At 56.9% G+C, this 15,123-nt stretch carries 12 protein-coding genes and 1 pseudogene; 3 read left to right on the top strand and 10 right to left on the bottom strand.

Annotation, left to right across the window (positions count from 1 at the left end; translation table 11 throughout):
- The 7 genes from VMU57_RS06300 to tilS form a co-directional block, all read right to left on the bottom strand.
- Nucleotides 1-463, bottom strand: a 463-nt coding sequence (locus VMU57_RS06300) for a TIGR03435 family protein (protein WP_325381782.1), incomplete at its 3' end; no start/stop codon positions are given.
- 102 nt (nucleotides 464-565) lie between these two features.
- Complete coding sequence (locus VMU57_RS06295) at nucleotides 566-1,333, bottom strand: TIGR03435 family protein (RefSeq protein WP_325381781.1); 768 nt, start codon at nucleotides 1,331-1,333, stop codon at nucleotides 566-568.
- 305 nt (nucleotides 1,334-1,638) lie between these two features.
- Nucleotides 1,639-2,388 carry a hypothetical protein gene (locus VMU57_RS06290; protein ID WP_325381780.1) on the bottom strand — a complete coding sequence of 250 codons (750 nt, stop codon included), beginning with the start codon at nucleotides 2,386-2,388 and terminating at the stop codon, nucleotides 1,639-1,641.
- Between the two features lie 24 nt (nucleotides 2,389-2,412).
- On the bottom strand, nucleotides 2,413-3,555 hold the full coding sequence (holA, locus tag VMU57_RS06285) for a DNA polymerase III subunit delta (protein WP_325381779.1): 1,143 nt from the start codon (nucleotides 3,553-3,555) through the stop codon (nucleotides 2,413-2,415).
- Nucleotides 3,556-3,851: 296 nt separating this feature from the next.
- A complete protein-coding gene (lptE, locus tag VMU57_RS06280; protein ID WP_325381778.1) occupies nucleotides 3,852-4,367 on the bottom strand; it encodes an LPS assembly lipoprotein LptE in 516 nt (171 codons plus the stop codon).
- A gap of 178 nt (nucleotides 4,368-4,545) precedes the next feature.
- Nucleotides 4,546-6,468 carry an ATP-dependent zinc metalloprotease FtsH gene (ftsH, locus tag VMU57_RS06275; protein WP_325381777.1) on the bottom strand — a complete coding sequence of 641 codons (1,923 nt, stop codon included), beginning with the start codon at nucleotides 6,466-6,468 and terminating at the stop codon, nucleotides 4,546-4,548.
- A gap of 265 nt (nucleotides 6,469-6,733) precedes the next feature.
- Nucleotides 6,734-7,798 (bottom strand): tRNA lysidine(34) synthetase TilS, encoded by a 1,065-nt coding sequence (gene tilS / locus VMU57_RS06270; protein ID WP_325381776.1) that lies wholly within the window; start codon nucleotides 7,796-7,798, stop codon nucleotides 6,734-6,736.
- Between the two features lie 72 nt (nucleotides 7,799-7,870).
- Here tilS and VMU57_RS22985 point away from each other — a divergent pair, with 72 nt between their 5' ends.
- The 3 genes and pseudogenes from VMU57_RS22985 (at nucleotide 7,871) to VMU57_RS06260 (ending at nucleotide 8,565) form a co-directional block, all read left to right on the top strand.
- On the top strand, nucleotides 7,871-8,197 hold the full coding sequence (locus VMU57_RS22985; RefSeq protein WP_414648611.1) for a transposase: 327 nt from the start codon (nucleotides 7,871-7,873) through the stop codon (nucleotides 8,195-8,197).
- Nucleotides 8,131-8,352 (top strand): annotated as a pseudogene (locus VMU57_RS06265) (transposase); the annotation flags it as partial. The gene VMU57_RS22985 and the pseudogene VMU57_RS06265, both read left to right, overlap by 67 nt.
- A 9-nt stretch (nucleotides 8,353-8,361) precedes the next feature.
- Nucleotides 8,362-8,565, top strand: coding sequence for a transposase (locus VMU57_RS06260; RefSeq protein ID WP_325381775.1), 204 nt, complete (start codon nucleotides 8,362-8,364; stop codon nucleotides 8,563-8,565).
- Nucleotides 8,566-8,604: 39 nt separating this feature from the next.
- Here the strand turns inward: VMU57_RS06260 and VMU57_RS06255 are convergent, their stop codons facing one another.
- The 3 genes from VMU57_RS06255 to VMU57_RS06245 all read right to left on the bottom strand — a co-directional run.
- A complete protein-coding gene (locus tag VMU57_RS06255) occupies nucleotides 8,605-10,494 on the bottom strand; it encodes a TIM-barrel domain-containing protein (protein ID WP_325381774.1) in 1,890 nt (629 codons plus the stop codon).
- 521 nt (nucleotides 10,495-11,015) lie between these two features.
- On the bottom strand, nucleotides 11,016-12,317 hold the full coding sequence (locus VMU57_RS06250; protein WP_325381773.1) for an MGH1-like glycoside hydrolase domain-containing protein: 1,302 nt from the start codon (nucleotides 12,315-12,317) through the stop codon (nucleotides 11,016-11,018).
- Between the two features lie 222 nt (nucleotides 12,318-12,539).
- On the bottom strand, nucleotides 12,540-15,123 hold a 2,584-nt coding region (locus VMU57_RS06245), incomplete at its 5' end, for a TonB-dependent receptor (protein ID WP_325381772.1).

Below are 15,123 nucleotides of genomic sequence, written 5' to 3'. Positions count from 1 at the left end.
ATTCGAAGATGGAGAACTCTTTTTGTTCGCGATGAAATGCCAGCTTGAACCGGTCGGTCAATAGATTTCTGAGCATCGACATCTGCTCATCGCGGGTGGGTCGAACGTCGCCGGGAGTGAGGGCGAGGATGTCGAAGCGGTTGGAGTCGATCCATGACGGGCCGCCGGAGATGGTCTTGGGATTGAGGTTGTAGGCGGCGGCGATCAGCAGCTTCAGGGTGTAATACTTCTCGACAAAGCGGTGCTGCCCCTGCATGGTGATGTATTGGGGGGTCTTGTCGGCAGGCTCCACCGGCTTGATGGTGGCTACTTCAAAGGCGTCGAATTTGGGGCGCGGAGAGGGGGTCTGCGAGGGCACCTGTGCGAGTATTCCGGATGCCGAGATGATGAGAGCTGCAATGGTGATTTGTCGGAGCATGGTCTGATACTCACTCTCGGAGAAATTCGTTTGAGTGGTTTTCATCTTACGCCAAACGGGGGTGATTATAGGTTGAAGGCAGGAGTGCGGTTGTCCTTCGAACAATGCCCACATCTCAAAATCGAGATATGGGGCACCCGCACCCGGCTAGTTGGGAGTCGGTAGATCGATGTGGTCGATGACAAGAACGGGGACGGCCTCTTTGGCGGATTCGAGTTTGAGACCGAGTTGTTCCTGAACGGCTGTGAAGAAGGATGGTGCCGAGTTATTGGTTGCGGGAGCGTCGTCGGGTGTCCATTGGAGTTTGAGATCGTAGCGTCCGGAGAGATTGGTTTTATCGACGACGATACGGCCAGCGATCTGGGAGAGTTCTTCTGCGATGAGGGAAGTAGTGAGACCCTCGGCATTGAAATATGCGCGACCTCTGCCGACGGTTCTGCCATTGGAGTGGGATGGTTTTAGCTTCGAACCGCCTTTGGCAAGAACGAGGTCGTAAGCAAGCAGGTTACGGGTCTCCTGATGGAGCTTGAGATGGAAACGGTCCGCAAATAAGGCTTGAAGCATACGGCGTTTTAGGTCGCGGCCCTGCTCCGAGGTGAGATGCTTGGCTTGATCGCTGGGGGCGCTTTCGGCCTGAATGTCGAAGCGCGTGGAAGAGAGCCAGGAGGGGCCGTTGAGAATTTGCTTCTCCGGCATGTTGTAAGCCCACTGCATAAGAGCGAGAAGGGTGATGTTGGCGGCGCTGAAGCGGTCGCCCATGGGGTAGTTAATGTGGGTGTGGCCATCGGGAGAAGGCGCGGCGGGCTTGATGGTGGCTACGTCAAAGGTCTCGAAGTTTGGATGCGATGTGGGGGACTGTGCAAGTGCTCCGGATGTGGAGACGATAAGAGCTGCAATCGTGATCTGTCGGAGCATACTGTTGAACCTTCCAGCGCACATTCGTGCCGAGTGGTATTTATCGTACGGTAATTTGTACGGTCGCTATTAGCCAGCGGATAGCTGAAGACTGTGCGGGAGAGCCAGATTGAGGCGATTGATCGGCTGGCGCGGAAGGCGGGGATGACGCGGTCGGCTTATATAGTGCAGTCTTCGGGTTCGTGGTGTGGGAGAGCTGAGAGTGACGGGACGGCGGTAGGAGTACGGTCGCCCTTCGGACGATGCCCACATCTCGGAGTAGTCGATTTATGGGACAACCGGCAGATGACGAATCTGGATATTTACTATGGCAGATGTACGTCGCGAATGATGTAATCCGTTGGCGGACGGTATTGCGCGGGATCAGGCTCTCCCATAATGATGTCAAGTAGTTCATTCCTGCTGCTTCCGCTGCTTGGATCATCGTTGGTTTCTAGAATCACGATCTTAAGTTTCGGGCTGTACCAACTCTCGTGGACGACGACGTATGGTTTGTCATTTTGATCCCGTCCAATAGGAACCGTGTAGCTGCTCCGCGTGCCCTCGGCGACAACGCCTCGTATAGTTCTCATGCCTAGTTTGTGGACCCCTGCACCTGAATCAGTCGTCCCCTGTTCATCGCACAGACACGCGGCTTCTAAAGCATCCTGTTTCAGATCGCTTTGAGACGAGTGAATAATTTTTGCCTCTTTTGTGCTCGAATCCCACTTCGTTTCGGTGTTCGCAACTGGATCATCTATTTGATACAGCATTTCGCTCTTGAGGATGCTCTTGTTGCCATCTGAATAAGTCCAGTGGCGCTCACCGGCTCTAAAAGTGCGTCCCTGCGAATCGCGTGCTTCGCTACCACCTGATTCCTCACGTGTGAGGGTTCCATCGGCTTTCTTCGTATAGGAAATGAAACGCCGTTTCGCCGAATAGGGAGTATTTAAGACCGGGTAGTCTGCGCTATCTGAGGATGACTTTGCGAGATGCGCGCCGCTCTGTGCCATAGCTGGGAACACAGCTAGAATTCCGAGCAAAGGAGAGAGAACCAATAGTCTGATCTGGGACATGGCGAGATATTACTGTAGCTGGATTTATAGTTCCATTGCGAATTGGTGGGACGGTTCGTAGGTGTTCGCTTTGGGCTCGGTGGAGAGATCGAGGATGAGGCGTTCGAGGACTAATAATTTGTTGGCGGGGCTCGAGCGGAGTTCGAGGTCGGCGCGGGCTACTAAGCGGATGGCGCGGGTGAGGTCGCGGCGGGATTTGTAGCGGCGGGCTTGTTTGATGAGGTCTTCGGCGGCGAAGGGAGGCATGCGGAAGCCCTGCCATAGCGCCTGCCAGATGGCTCGGCTGTCGCGCACGTTCTTCTCGGAGATGATGAGCATCTGGCGGAAGGTGCGGGCCAGCATGTAGAGGTGGCCGATGGCGGCGTCTTCGCCACCGTCGGAGGCGTTGAGCAGGCCGTGGAGCAGGAGCAGGGCGCGGGGGCGGTCCTTGGCAGAGATGGCGTCGGTAAGTTCGTAGAGCGAGCGCTGCTTGGCGGCGAGGACCATGGTTTCCACGTCGCCGAGGGTGACGCGGCTTTTTCCTTCAACGTAGAGGAGGAGCTTTTCGAACTCGCTGGCGATGAGCATCATGTCGGCGCCGAGGGCATCGACCAGCTCTCGGGCGGCGTCGGGGTCGAACTTTACGGAGCGGGATTCGGCGGTCGTGGTGACCCATTTGATGGCGTCTGTGTCTTCGACGCGGGCCAGTTCGACGAAGCCGCACCAGTCGCCGAGGGTCTCGCGGATCTTTTCGTAGCGCTCCTTGTCCTGGTAATCCATCTTGCGCAGGTCGGTGGGGATGCGGAGGTGGTCGGCGACGAAGAGGATGAGGGCCGAGGGGTTGGGAGAGCGGAAGTAGGCGTCTATTGCTGCGAACTCTTCTTTTTTGCTGCCGCGTCCGTAGAGGGCTTTGAGGCCGCGAACGAAGAGGACCTGGAAGGGCGCCATGAGCGAGGGGGTCTGGGCGCGGTCGAGGATCTCGAAGATGCTGGTTTCGGCGAGGTCGAGGTCGTGGAGGCAGAAGTCTCGGGTCTCGGCGGGTGCGAGGGTGGAGAGGACGGCTTTGCGGCAGCGGTCGTAGAGAAAGATCTCGTCGCCGATGAGGACGTAGCCGGGCCGAAGGGACGGGGAGGCGATCTCTTCGATGAAGCGGTCGGTGCTGGCGAAGCTGCGGAGTGAAGTGGGCATCGTTAGAGAAAGACCGACCGCGGATTGACGCGGGTGACACGGATTTAAGGACAAAGGCCTAATCGGGATTCTACCGATTTATAAGGCGATAAGAGGACGAAAGTAGATAAGTGGTAACGACTGGAGCAGATTGGGGAAGCCTTGGATAAGCTATCAGGCCGTTCCCTCAGCGACTAAAGTCGCCCTTACTTCTCGCAATTTATAGACGGGCTGAATCCCGTCCCCTTCAAGGTCGGAATCCCGTCTCCTTCAATATGGAGTCCTGTTCCCTTTAAAATAGAGTTATCAGCAGGTTATTAGAAGGATTCGAGCATGTCGCTGACGAGCGCCTGGGCGAAGTCGCGGGCGACGCGGCGGACGGCGGCGGGGTCTTCCTGAATGAAACCGTTGAGGTCCTGGGTGGACTGGTACTGCTCGTGGAAGATGACGGCGTCGTTGCGGTAGAGGACGTGGCCGTCGTGGGCGGTGAGCAGGACTTTGGCGGTGATGGTGACGAGATAGCTGGAGGACTCGCCGCTGGTGGCGTCGTAGGTGAGCGGAGCGACGGCCTGCGAGAGGATGGTGCCGTGGAGGGTGGCGTCCGCGTCTGCGGAGTCGGTGTTGAGGATGCGGTATTTGGTGCGGGTGTTCAGCTCGCGGATGGTGGCCTGAGTGAAGGCCATCTCGGTATGGAAGGCCTGGGCGCGGGTGGCGAAGATGGGCACGGCGAGAGTGCTGACGTTGCCGGGGATGTGCGTGGCGGAGCCGACGGTGTGGTAGCCGCATCCGGCGAGGGGGAGGAAAAGGAGCAGGGTTAGGGTGCGGAGGCGCATTCGTCTTTAGCTATTGTCGCATTGGCTGGGATGATGGCGGGAGGTGGCAGAGAGCGAAATACAGGGACCGGCGGATTGTGCTGGTGGGGATAAGGTGGCGTGAGTTTGGGGATCGTCTGCGGGTGGCAATAAAGAGAGGCAGCTTGTGGCTGCCTCTCTTTATTTGCTGGTCAACTGTTTATGCCGGTGAGGTGTGGCCTTCGCCGAAACCGGGCTTGCGGCCAGACTCGGGCTTGAGCACCTTCTGCGGTTCGCCGCCGCTGCCGGGGTCTACGCCGGAGAGCGCGGAGCGGGCGGCGGGGAGGTCCTTGCCTTCGATGATGAGTTTGATCTCGGCTGCGTCCAGGGTCTCGCGCTCGAGCAGGGCTGCTGCCATGCGATGCATGATGTCCTGGTTGGAGTCGAGGATGGTGTAGGCGGACTTGTAGGCGGCCTCGACGAAGCGGCGAACCTCGGCGTCGATCTGCTGGGCGGTGTCGTCGGAGAAGTCGCGGTGCTGGCCGATCTCGCGGCCCAGAAAGACTTCCTGCTCCTTCTTGCCGTAGGTCATGGGACCGAGGTTGCTCATGCCGAACTCGCAGACCATCTTGCGGGCGAGTTCGGTGGAGCGCTCGATGTCGTTACCGGCGCCTGTGGTCATCTGCTTGAGGAAGATCTCTTCGGCGCAGCGTCCGCCCATGAGGGTGGCGAGGCGGGTTTCGAGATAGTCGCGGGTGACGGTGTGCTGGTCCTCTTCGGGCAGGTAGACCGTTACGCCGAGGGCCATGCCGCGAGGGATGATGGTGACCTTGTGCAGCGGGTCGGAGTGCTCGCGCAGGGCGGAGACGAGGGTGTGACCAGCCTCGTGATAGGCGGTGACGCGCTTCTCTTCGTCGGTGAGGAGCATGGACTTGCGCTCGGCACCCATCATGACCTTGTCCTTGGCCACTTCGAAGTCGTACATGTGGACCGACTTGCGATTGAAGCGGGCGGCGGTGAGAGCGGCCTCGTTGACCATGTTGGCCAGATCGGCTCCGCTGAAGCCCGGTGTGCCGCGAGCGAGAATATTGAGGTTGACGTCCTCGGCCATGGGAACTTTGCGGGAGTGGACCTTGAGGATTTCCTCGCGGCCACGGATGTCAGGACGATCGACGATGACGCGACGATCGAAACGGCCGGGACGGAGAAGCGCGGGGTCGAGCACGTCAGGGCGGTTGGTGGCGGCGACGAGGATGACGCCGTCATTGGCCTCGAAGCCGTCCATCTCAACCAGAAGCTGATTGAGGGTCTGCTCGCGCTCGTCGTGTCCGCCGCCGAGGCCTGCGCCGCGGTGGCGGCCTACAGCGTCGATCTCGTCGATGAAGATGATGCAGGGAGCGTTCTTCTTGCCCTGCTCGAAGAGGTCGCGGACGCGGCTTGCGCCGACGCCGACGAACATCTCGACGAAGTCCGAACCGGAGATCGAGAAGAAGGGAACATTGGCTTCGCCAGCGACTGCGCGGGCGAGCAGGGTCTTGCCGGTGCCCGGAGGCCCGACGAGCAGAACGCCCTTGGGGATGCGGCCGCCGAGGCGCTGGAACTTCTGCGACTCGCGGAGAAACTCGATGATCTCCTTGAGTTCTTCCTTGGCCTCATCGACTCCGGCAACGTCCTTGAAGGTGATCTTCTTCTGCTGCATGGAGAGCAGGCGCGCCTTGCTCTTGCCGAAGCTCATGGCCTTGTTGCCGCCGGACTGCATCTGGCGAATCATGAAGAACCAGAGACCGAGCAGAAGGGCGAACGGGGCCAGATTGATGAGCAGGTTCAGCCAGGTGCTGCCGCTGGTGTCCTTGACGTTGATATTGACGCCATGGCTACGGAGCGTCGTGTACATGTCCGGGTAATTGGCCGGAATGACGGTGTGGAACTGGTTCTTCGCGTCGTCGCGATAGTGGCCGGTCACTTCGGAGCCGTTGACGACCACGTCGCCGATCTTGCCAGCGTCGGCGTCGTTGAGGAGCTGGGTGAGGCTGATGGCCTTGTCCTGACCCGCGCCTGTGTTCTTGACGACGAACTGCCAGGCAACGAAGAGGCAGGTTGCCATGAAGACCCAGATCAGAATTTGTTTGACAGTCGAGTTCAAAGCGAATTTCCTCATTTTTCCGGTCTTTGCAGCCACCTTGTGACGCGCTGGCGCTTGCTGGACCCGGCCGCCGGGGGTACCAACAGCCCCGAAAGCCTACATCGTTAGACGACACCGGTAGGGGAAAGTGCCGGGCAGAACGTTTAAGCGCCGCCCTTGAGAATCGTCCTACCGAGTCAAGTAGTTAGATTCTACTCTTTGGCTGGGGATTCGGGTTGTTGAATTCTGGATGTTTGTGACCAAAGGCATTGCGGCTGGAGGATGCCTATTTATTGAGAAACAGGCGGAGTTCGCGGTGGGAGCGCTCGGCGCGGAGCTGGTTGGAGAGGTGGAGCGACGCCCCTGTACGAGCCGCTACCGTGGGAAGGGCCAAAAACCCGCAGAGAGCGAGCAGGCGGGAGGTCTCGTCGAAGCTGAGGCGAGCGCCAAGCTGTCGGGCGGCGGCGCGGAGGACGCGGCGCCGAAGGGCGGGATCGAGGGTGCGGAGGCGGTCGAGCTCGATGGCCACGGCAGATTGGCCGGGGGCGGTGCTGACGGAGCGGCCTCCGCCGCGGACAGGCTTACCCGGGAGCAAAACCTGAGGGAGCAGGCGGTTTAGCTCGACCTGCCAGCGGGCTTCTTCTTCGCGGGCGAGTTCGGCGAGGTTGGCCAGGGTCTGGTCGAGGCTGGGATTGTACTCGCGGAGCTGGGGCATCAGTTCGTGACGGATGCGGTTGCGGGTATAGGCGGTGTCGGTGTTGGTGGAGTCTTCGCGCCAGGGCTGGTTGAGCTGGTTAAGGTATGCCTCAATCTCGGAGCGGCGGGTGTTGAGGAAGGGGCGCAGGATTTTGCCGGGGCGGGCGCCGGGGACCTGAACGGCGGGGTGGATGGCGCTGAGGCCCTCGGTCCACGCTCCGCGGAGGAGCTTCATCAGGACGGTCTCGGCTTGGTCGTCGAGGGTATGGGCCGTGAGGATAGAGTCGGCTTCGCCGGTAGCGATGAGCGAGGCGAAGTAGTCATAGCGGACATTGCGGGCGGCTTCTTCGACGGTCTCGCCAGTTTTGGCGACGCGCTCGGGGATGCTGGTTTTGTGTATATGGAGGGGAACGTCGAGGCGGGTGCAGAGTTCTTCGATAAATTGCTGGTCGGTGTCGGCTTCGCCGGGGCGGATGCCGTGGTGGACGTGGGCAGCGCTCAGGCCGATGCCGAGGGCGTCTCGCTTTGCGGTGTTGGCGTTATGAACCGCGAGCAACAGGGCTACGGAGTCTGCGCCGCCGGAGATGGCGACGCAGATGCGGTCGCCGGGGCGGATGTCTTCGCGGTTGAAGGCGACGGTTGAAGGGGCTGGCATGCAGATTTCATCTTATCGGGATTGACAGAGCAAAGTTTGATTGCCTCTAAGAACCTGTCCAAAAACTAGAGTATGAACCTTATAAGGCATATTCTGGGCGGGCAGTTTTTCATAGCTTGGAGGCATGTGGTCAGGACGGGCTGTCAGTGGCGGCAGCTGCCCAGCAATTTTCCACCATGGAAGACAGTGCATGAGCAGTTTCGACGATGGCGCGATGATGGAGTCTGGGAAGGCATCGGCAAATCTCTACGCGAGCAAGACCGTAAGGCAAAGGGGCGAAACGCCATGCCCAGCGTGGCGATCGTCGATTCGCAGAGCGCCAAGACGGCCCTAAAAGGGGGCAGCGCGGTTACGACGCGGGCAAGAAAATCAAGGGCCGCAAACGCCACATCGCGGTAGATACGCAGGGCAACCTGCTGGCGGCTATCGTGCATTCGGCCGGCATCCAGGACCGGGTCGCGGCACGCGCCGTAGCCATGCGGCTGTTTTGCCGCTTCGACACCATCACCACCATCTTCGTGGACGGCGGCTACACGGGAACCTTGATCGACTGAGCCAAAGAAATGTTCGGCTATACCGTCAAGGTGGTCAAACGCAGCGACCACAAAAGCTTCCAGGTCTTGCCCAAACGCTGGATCGTCGAACGCACCTTCGCCTGGCTCAACTGGTCCAGGAGACTCTCCAAGGACTACGAAATACGCCACACTTCAGCAGAAACCATGATCCACATCGCATTCGCCCATCTGCTGCTCAGACGATCTACATAGTTCTTGGACAGGTTCTGAGGAATCCAATAACAGATGCATTTAGCCGATATGATCCCACGCAGTGATTGTGTAGGGCCGTGATGAGTTTGCCACCTCTGTCACACTGGCTTTCGCATCTGCAGATAGCAACATGCCTTGCAGATCCTCACCTTGACCGTGCCATGCCAACGAACCATCGCCATAGATACGCACACGTACACCTCGTGCCTTCGGATCTTCGGTCGATGCTGCCGGCTCAGCCCAAGGTACTATGGCATTCTCGCGAATGTAGACAGGAATCTCTCGCAGGCTTCGGTCTACATGAATTTTCTGATTTCCCTTCACCAGTTTGCCCGTCCAGAAGTCGTGCCAATTGCCACTTGGCAGAACCACATCCCGTCCGCTCTCGCCAGCGAAGAGCGGCGCCACCAGCAGGCGATCGCCGACCATGTACTGATCGTCAATCTGATGGAACGCATGGTCTGGAAAATCGAGGACAGGAGAGCGAAAGGTAGGCATACCATCACTCTCATATTTCGCAAATGCCGAACGCAGGTACGGCAAGAGGGCCATGCGCCACTCAATAATCTCGCGGCAGCGTGCCTCTAGCTGTTCCCATCCCTGTGTGAATTCATTGCGGTTGTTGCGATCCCGATCGGTTTGCTTCCATGGCGGGTTCTTGATGTACCAGGCATTCACCATCGCCAAAGGAGAGAACACTGCCGTCTGTAACCGGCGCACAAGGTCTTCTTCATCGACAGCGTCTCGAACCTCAGGACACCATAGCAACCCGCAGAAGCCTGCGTTGATCAGGCCGCGAACAAACTGACGGTGATCGTACAGGTCGCTATAAAGCACAAAGGGATAGGGAGTGGCGAGCGCGCCGCTGGAACGTACTAGACCATACGTCGGCTGTTTGCGCTGCTGGAATGCAGACAGGATGGCGTGCTGGTAGCGCAGGCCAAACGCCGAATGCATCTGTTCTCCATCAAGGCCGGAAGGGAACCGGCTCTCATCGGGCCACGACCAGCCACCAGTGAAATCGGAGTTGTCACACTCGTCCAGCTTGAATCCACTGACACCGGCATCGATCAGCGATGAGCCATGATAATCGCCAAAGATGCGACGTGCGGGCTCCCCGGCGAAGTCAGGCACAAGTCCCTGCCACACCGCGTGGTTCCCCGCATAGGGTTGCAGATCGGAGAAGAACGGCGAGGATCGAGCCGTAAAGGCGTGCTCCCAGAGATTCACGCGATATCCGAGCGTCCTGGCCGCGCTGAGGAAGCGCTTAGGGTCGGGAAAGCGAGTTGGCTCCCAAACGAAGCTGCAGGAGTACGCGTGCGTCTGCCAACCAGGCTCCAATCCGAGCACATCGCATGGAATCCTGCGCTCCCGAAACTCCTGCCCGAGTTTCAGCACGGCCTCTTCATTCATGTGCAGCTCCGGCCTATACCAGAAGCCTAATCCCCACTCAGGTGGAGCTACGCCCCCACCACTGAAAAGGTTATAGCGCTGGATCGCGGCCAGCATCGATGGGCCTGAGAAGTAATACACCTCCACGCCTTCAACGCGCGGCACCTCCACCAGCACTTCACTCGTCTTCTGCTGCCCACCTTCCTGCATCCGCTGGGGTGTGTTGTTTTCTACGCGTCCTATAGCTGATGCCTTCGCCGGTTTCGGGTGCGCCTCCCCACAGTAAAACTGTGCGTGGCGAAACGTATCTACCAAAATGCCGTATCCGCCTGTTGTGACATAGAACGGAACCGGAGCATGCGAATCACCCGAATCGGCCCTCGAATCTGCATTCACGCGAATCGTCCGCTTCATGGAACGCTGTTGGACCGACATCAACTGCAACCCAAATCCATACATCCATTCGTCCTCTTCGAGAGGAAGCTGCAAGTGCGCTCCGCGCCGATCGATCCGACCGGTAACCAGAGGAAGCTTCATGGCAGGATCAGCAGGGAGACGATGCAAAGCAGCCTCTAATGGCGGGATGAGCCTGTCCCGGACCGGCGTGTGCTGTTCCGGTCTTCCAAGCGTTGCTCGCCAGATACCAGGAAATACGGAATCCCATTTAAGAGGCACGCTTTCCTGCCGTACAGACACACACGATTGGTCGGGAACTTCTGCGGATGCGCGAGGAAGAGGAAGAGCACCGGCAAGGACACTGCCTAAAATACTCTTACCCACCTGTCTACGATTTACTTTGTTCATCATCTCTCAATTCGTGAAAAGGGTACTGTAACGTCGACAGGATTTTTTTACTTTGTTGATGGCGTTTCCAGAATGTTGCATACGCACCTGTTCAGATAGCGTACCCACTCTGGTGAAATTCGACAGGACATACTTCATCGAAACGACTTATCGAGTGACTGCCCTAGAGTGGTGCAGACAATCAGACAAGAAAATTGGATTGTAGCGATGCTCATGACACCGCGACCGAAAGGAGATCTTCCCCACCGCTCTCCTTAGTCCGAGCGTTCCATCGCGTTGAGACGAGAGATGAAGTCGATGTATACCAGCGCCGTTGGCGAGTATCCGCTCATATCGCGTGTAAATTCGCCCGTCAGCGGATCAAGCTGTGCATAGGTCCTGCCTGAGTTAGCGATGGCAGTCGTCCACTGCCGCATCAGATATTTCATCTCCTCTCCTTTGCCATAGTGCAGCATCCAGCGCGGTGCTCGCAGCGCTGTGAGTGCCTGCGAAGGTCCGCCCCAACTGTTAGCCTGAATTGGTCGAACAAAGGAAGGATCATCCAACGCAATCGATGGAAATGGAAACGGTGCCCAGAATGCCTTGGGATTGTGTAGTTGCTTTTCCCATACATTCTCAAAGATTGTTCGATCTGATCCGCGATCGAGCTTCAGCACATGCTCGCCAAGAACACGGGTGATCACGCAAGAGCGAACTCGGACGAATTTGTTCTCTGAGTCCAAATCGTAAAAGGCCCCCTCTTCCGGCGAGTAGAGCTTCTCGATGATGAGCTTGCGGATGGTCTCCGCATCCTGTACCCAGCGGTCTGCCTCAGAATTTTTCCCAAGAGCTCTGGCCATCGAAGCCAGCGCTACACGTCCGCCATAAACTGTGGCTGAGAGGTCCGGCGACAGGCGTGGCAGACCCTTCCCCCGCGGCAGGACGCGTGCATCTTGACCTGGACAGTCATTCGGCATGCCCTTCCACCGGGGACTATTATCCTGCCCGGTATCGAAGGTGCAGAATCCTTCGACTAACCCTGTCTTCCGCGTGTCACGATATCTCCTGAGCCATACATCCCATCTGCTACAGGCCGCATACGCTGACTCAAGCAAACGCTCGTTCTTCGTAATCTGCGATGTCTCCCACGCGGTCGCAGCAATCGGAACCACCATCTGGATCTGCCCGAAACCCACCTCTTTGTCCCAGATGTACGCGGGTATCTGCCCATCGGGCCGCTGCAAATCGAAGAAAGCCATATGGTTCGCAATGGCAACCTTGTCAGCCACCTCCCTTTGCGGCTCAGGAAGATACTGTTTCCACTGCAGATTCACCAGCGCCTCCGTCGGTGCGCATTCCATCCAGATGCCCCGGTACTGCGCCCCTTCGATCAGCACAGGGTGATCATAGGTCTCCAGTCGCAACGTATTTCCAGCCAGCGTCGAGGTCGCAAGCTCCCAGCTCCGCTTCCATTTCTCCTCCTTCCCCGGAAAACGCGGGGAAGGATTGATTGATCCGCTGTCTGCCTGCGCGGCCCGGGTCATCACATAAGCTGCAGTCCCCAGAGCGCTCGTCATAAATCTTCTTCTCGAAAACATAAGCTCGTCCTTGACATCCATACTCAATGCACTCCATCTATCCCGGGGACATACAGTGGACACATGAAGGCGAGAACTGCTCGCCAGCTGCCACATGACATAAGGCGTCCTACTATAGACCCCTCCGGAAAAGAGCAGAGACAATTGCGTGCTATCTCTCGACAGGCCACGTCTCTGTCTCTCTCTCTTAGTTCGGCCACGCTAGAACATAACCTTCAGTCCAAGCCGAAAGTACCGTTCATCAGTGAACCGGCTGACGGCAGAGGTACTTGTGATCTGACCAAAGCCGTTCAGGTTGGTGACATTGCCATTCGCATCGTATTGAACGCTTGAAACATCGCTGCCCGGATCTGCAAAGTGGGGCGTGTTGGTCACGTTGAATGCTTCGATACGAAACTGTGTCGATACATTATCTAGCAGGTTAAAGGTACGGAAAATTGAGGCGTCCAGATTCTTTGCACCGGGCCCGACCAAAGAGTTATAAGGCGCAGTACCGAAACGAACCTGCGACACTGGAGCGAACGCCGTCACATCAAAATACTCGTCTTTCCTTCCATAGATTGCGACGTGGGATTTAACTTGATCTGCCCGTTGCGAACTCCCTGGCGCATTGAGAGAGGATCCGTCGGCACCAATACTGAAAGGGCTTCCCGAAAACATCGTTGCGACTGCATTCAACTGCCAGCCACCGAGAATGGCACCACTGATGCCGCCTTTCAGAAATCTCTTCTGCTTGCCGAAAGGTGACTCGACGATCCCCGATAGATTAAAGATGTGTTTCTGATCACCGCTGCTAGCTACGTAATTCAATCTCTGGTACTCCGGGATCGGGGTTGCCAATTGACCGAAGCCGTTGGTGTCGCAGCAAAGTGCGATCCACTTAGAGTAGGTGTACGTGCTCTTAAGCCAAAATTCATTGGCAAAGCGGCGCTCTAAAGTCGCCTGCAAAGAATCGTAGCGCGAGTGCCCGTAGGGTTCGATTGCTGTCTCCTGAACAGATGTTCCGAGGAGTTGGTAGAACCGTTCACTGGCTACGCCACCACCGACCGTACCGTAGTTCATGTCGTAACGCTGGTGCTGGTGTATGGATAAATTACCCACAAATCCGACCTGGACCAACCACTCTCCAACTTGCTTCTGAGAAGTCAGATTGTAAGATTCAACATACCCATGCTTGAGGTGTTGAGGGAGAGCATAGAAGCTGGCACCGGCTGGAAGAGGGATCACACCATTTGAGTAGTCAGGTGCAGCGATCGTCGGCACTCCATTGCTCAGAGAACCCACTGCGACATAGGGATTCAATGCGGACGCGCTGTAGCCAATATTTTCTGGATAGTTGTACATAAGATCTCTACCCACATTGAATTGTTCCGCTGCGACAGAGAAACCGCCACGAACTACCCAGCTGCCAAATGGCCGATAGGCGAATCCCAGACTTGGGCTAACCAAGCCCTTTCCAGCATCGATGCCGCAATCCTTTGGTATACCTCCGAAGCCGCAGACTTCGTACTGGTTCGTATCCAGATTGTAATTTTCGAGCCCATAGCTACCGTGAGTTGGAACAGGCATATACGTCCACCCCGTGCCATAACTGAGAGTCAATTGTCTCCGGACTTGCCAGGTGTCCTTTGCGTACAGATTGTATTGCCAACTACGGAGGCGGCTTACGCCGAACGGTTGAAAGCTGTTATTCCAGGAATCCGGCGCCCCTAAGAGGAAAGCAGCAAAGCCGTTGTATTGATTAACCTGGGATCCCCCGTTAAGGGTTGTAGCATTGCCTCCAAAATTGAGAGCGTCTGGAAAAATCTCATGGTGATTCATATGCGCCTGGTTTATGTTGAACCCATATTTAATGGTGTGGGAACCTTTGGTCCAGGTTGCATTCCCGGCATAGCCCAGGATGGGATCGTTGTAGCCCAAGTAAGGATATTGGTAGCCGTAGCCACTGTATCCATTGATATTGAATTGCGGCATACCGCCGCCATATGGAAGATCGGGGAGATTGACCCCCGAGATATGCATTGTATCGGAGCCATACTTGACGCTATCGAAAAATGGAATGATGTTCTGGATTGTCCGCGTAAATCCCCATGATCCATCGATCACGAAATGTGGCGACTTAACATAAGTTGCCGCAATCGTTACGGCATACGTATGCCCGCTGGAGTTCGCCGGATCACCGACATTGAGCGCATCTCCAAAGCTAGGCTGTGAGAGTATCTGATACGGATGGAGATTAAATCGTCCCGTCACGCGTAGTTTATCTGTCGCATTCCAATCAACCTTCGTGTCGATCTTTTGAAGTTTTTGAGGATTCCCCACGATTCCAACAAGGTTGTTCGCCGATGTGTTATTTGTCGGCTTAACTTGTGAGATGAGAGCCAGAAGTGGTGCGATATTTGAATTCATGCGGGCAGCAGGAATCGCATTGCGTCCGGTTTCCGCAAGAAATGACACCTTTCCTGTACCGTCGGGATTTCCGGTGTTTGGATCATAGATGGTCGTATTGGTACCCGTGAAGTCCCCGGCCAGCACTGCCGCGGTGGGTACCGTCGCTGTACTGACGTAGCTCGTGTGGTCGATATCTCCTTCGTAACTCGCGAAGAAAAATAACTTATTCTTCAGGATCGGGCCACCTAACGTGCCTCCAAAATCGTTATCGACATTCGGCGGCAGAGAATCGCCAGGAGTCAAAAAGTATGGACGCGCGGCAAGGAAATTGTCGATATGAAACTCATAAAGTTCGCCATGAAAGTGATTCGTACCACTCTTCAATTGGACATTA

Source organism: Edaphobacter sp., from assembly GCF_035532915.1.
Classification (GTDB): domain Bacteria; phylum Acidobacteriota; class Terriglobia; order Terriglobales; family Acidobacteriaceae; genus Edaphobacter.
This window is presented reverse-complemented; position numbering and strand designations above follow the sequence as displayed.

What these genes read in the sequence shown, in the direction of transcription:
- VMU57_RS06250 (WP_325381773.1), bottom strand. Translation starts at nt 12,317, where the DNA reads ATGACGAGCGCTCTGGGGACTGCAGCTTATGTGATGACCCGGGCCGCG.
- VMU57_RS06255 (WP_325381774.1), bottom strand. Translation starts at nt 10,494, where the DNA reads ATGAAGCTTCCTCTGGTTACCGGTCGGATCGATCGGCGCGGAGCGCAC.
- holA (WP_325381779.1), bottom strand. Translation starts at nt 3,555, where the DNA reads ATGCCCACTTCACTCCGCAGCTTCGCCAGCACCGACCGCTTCATCGAA.
- lptE (WP_325381778.1), bottom strand. Translation starts at nt 4,367, where the DNA reads ATGCGCCTCCGCACCCTAACCCTGCTCCTTTTCCTCCCCCTCGCCGGA.
- VMU57_RS22985 (WP_414648611.1), top strand. Translation starts at nt 7,871, where the DNA reads ATGAACCTTATAAGGCATATTCTGGGCGGGCAGTTTTTCATAGCTTGG.
- VMU57_RS06295 (WP_325381781.1), bottom strand. Translation starts at nt 1,333, where the DNA reads ATGCTCCGACAGATCACGATTGCAGCTCTTATCGTCTCCACATCCGGA.
- VMU57_RS06260 (WP_325381775.1), top strand. Translation starts at nt 8,362, where the DNA reads ATGTTCGGCTATACCGTCAAGGTGGTCAAACGCAGCGACCACAAAAGC.
- VMU57_RS06290 (WP_325381780.1), bottom strand. Translation starts at nt 2,388, where the DNA reads ATGTCCCAGATCAGACTATTGGTTCTCTCTCCTTTGCTCGGAATTCTA.
- tilS (WP_325381776.1), bottom strand. Translation starts at nt 7,798, where the DNA reads ATGCCAGCCCCTTCAACCGTCGCCTTCAACCGCGAAGACATCCGCCCC.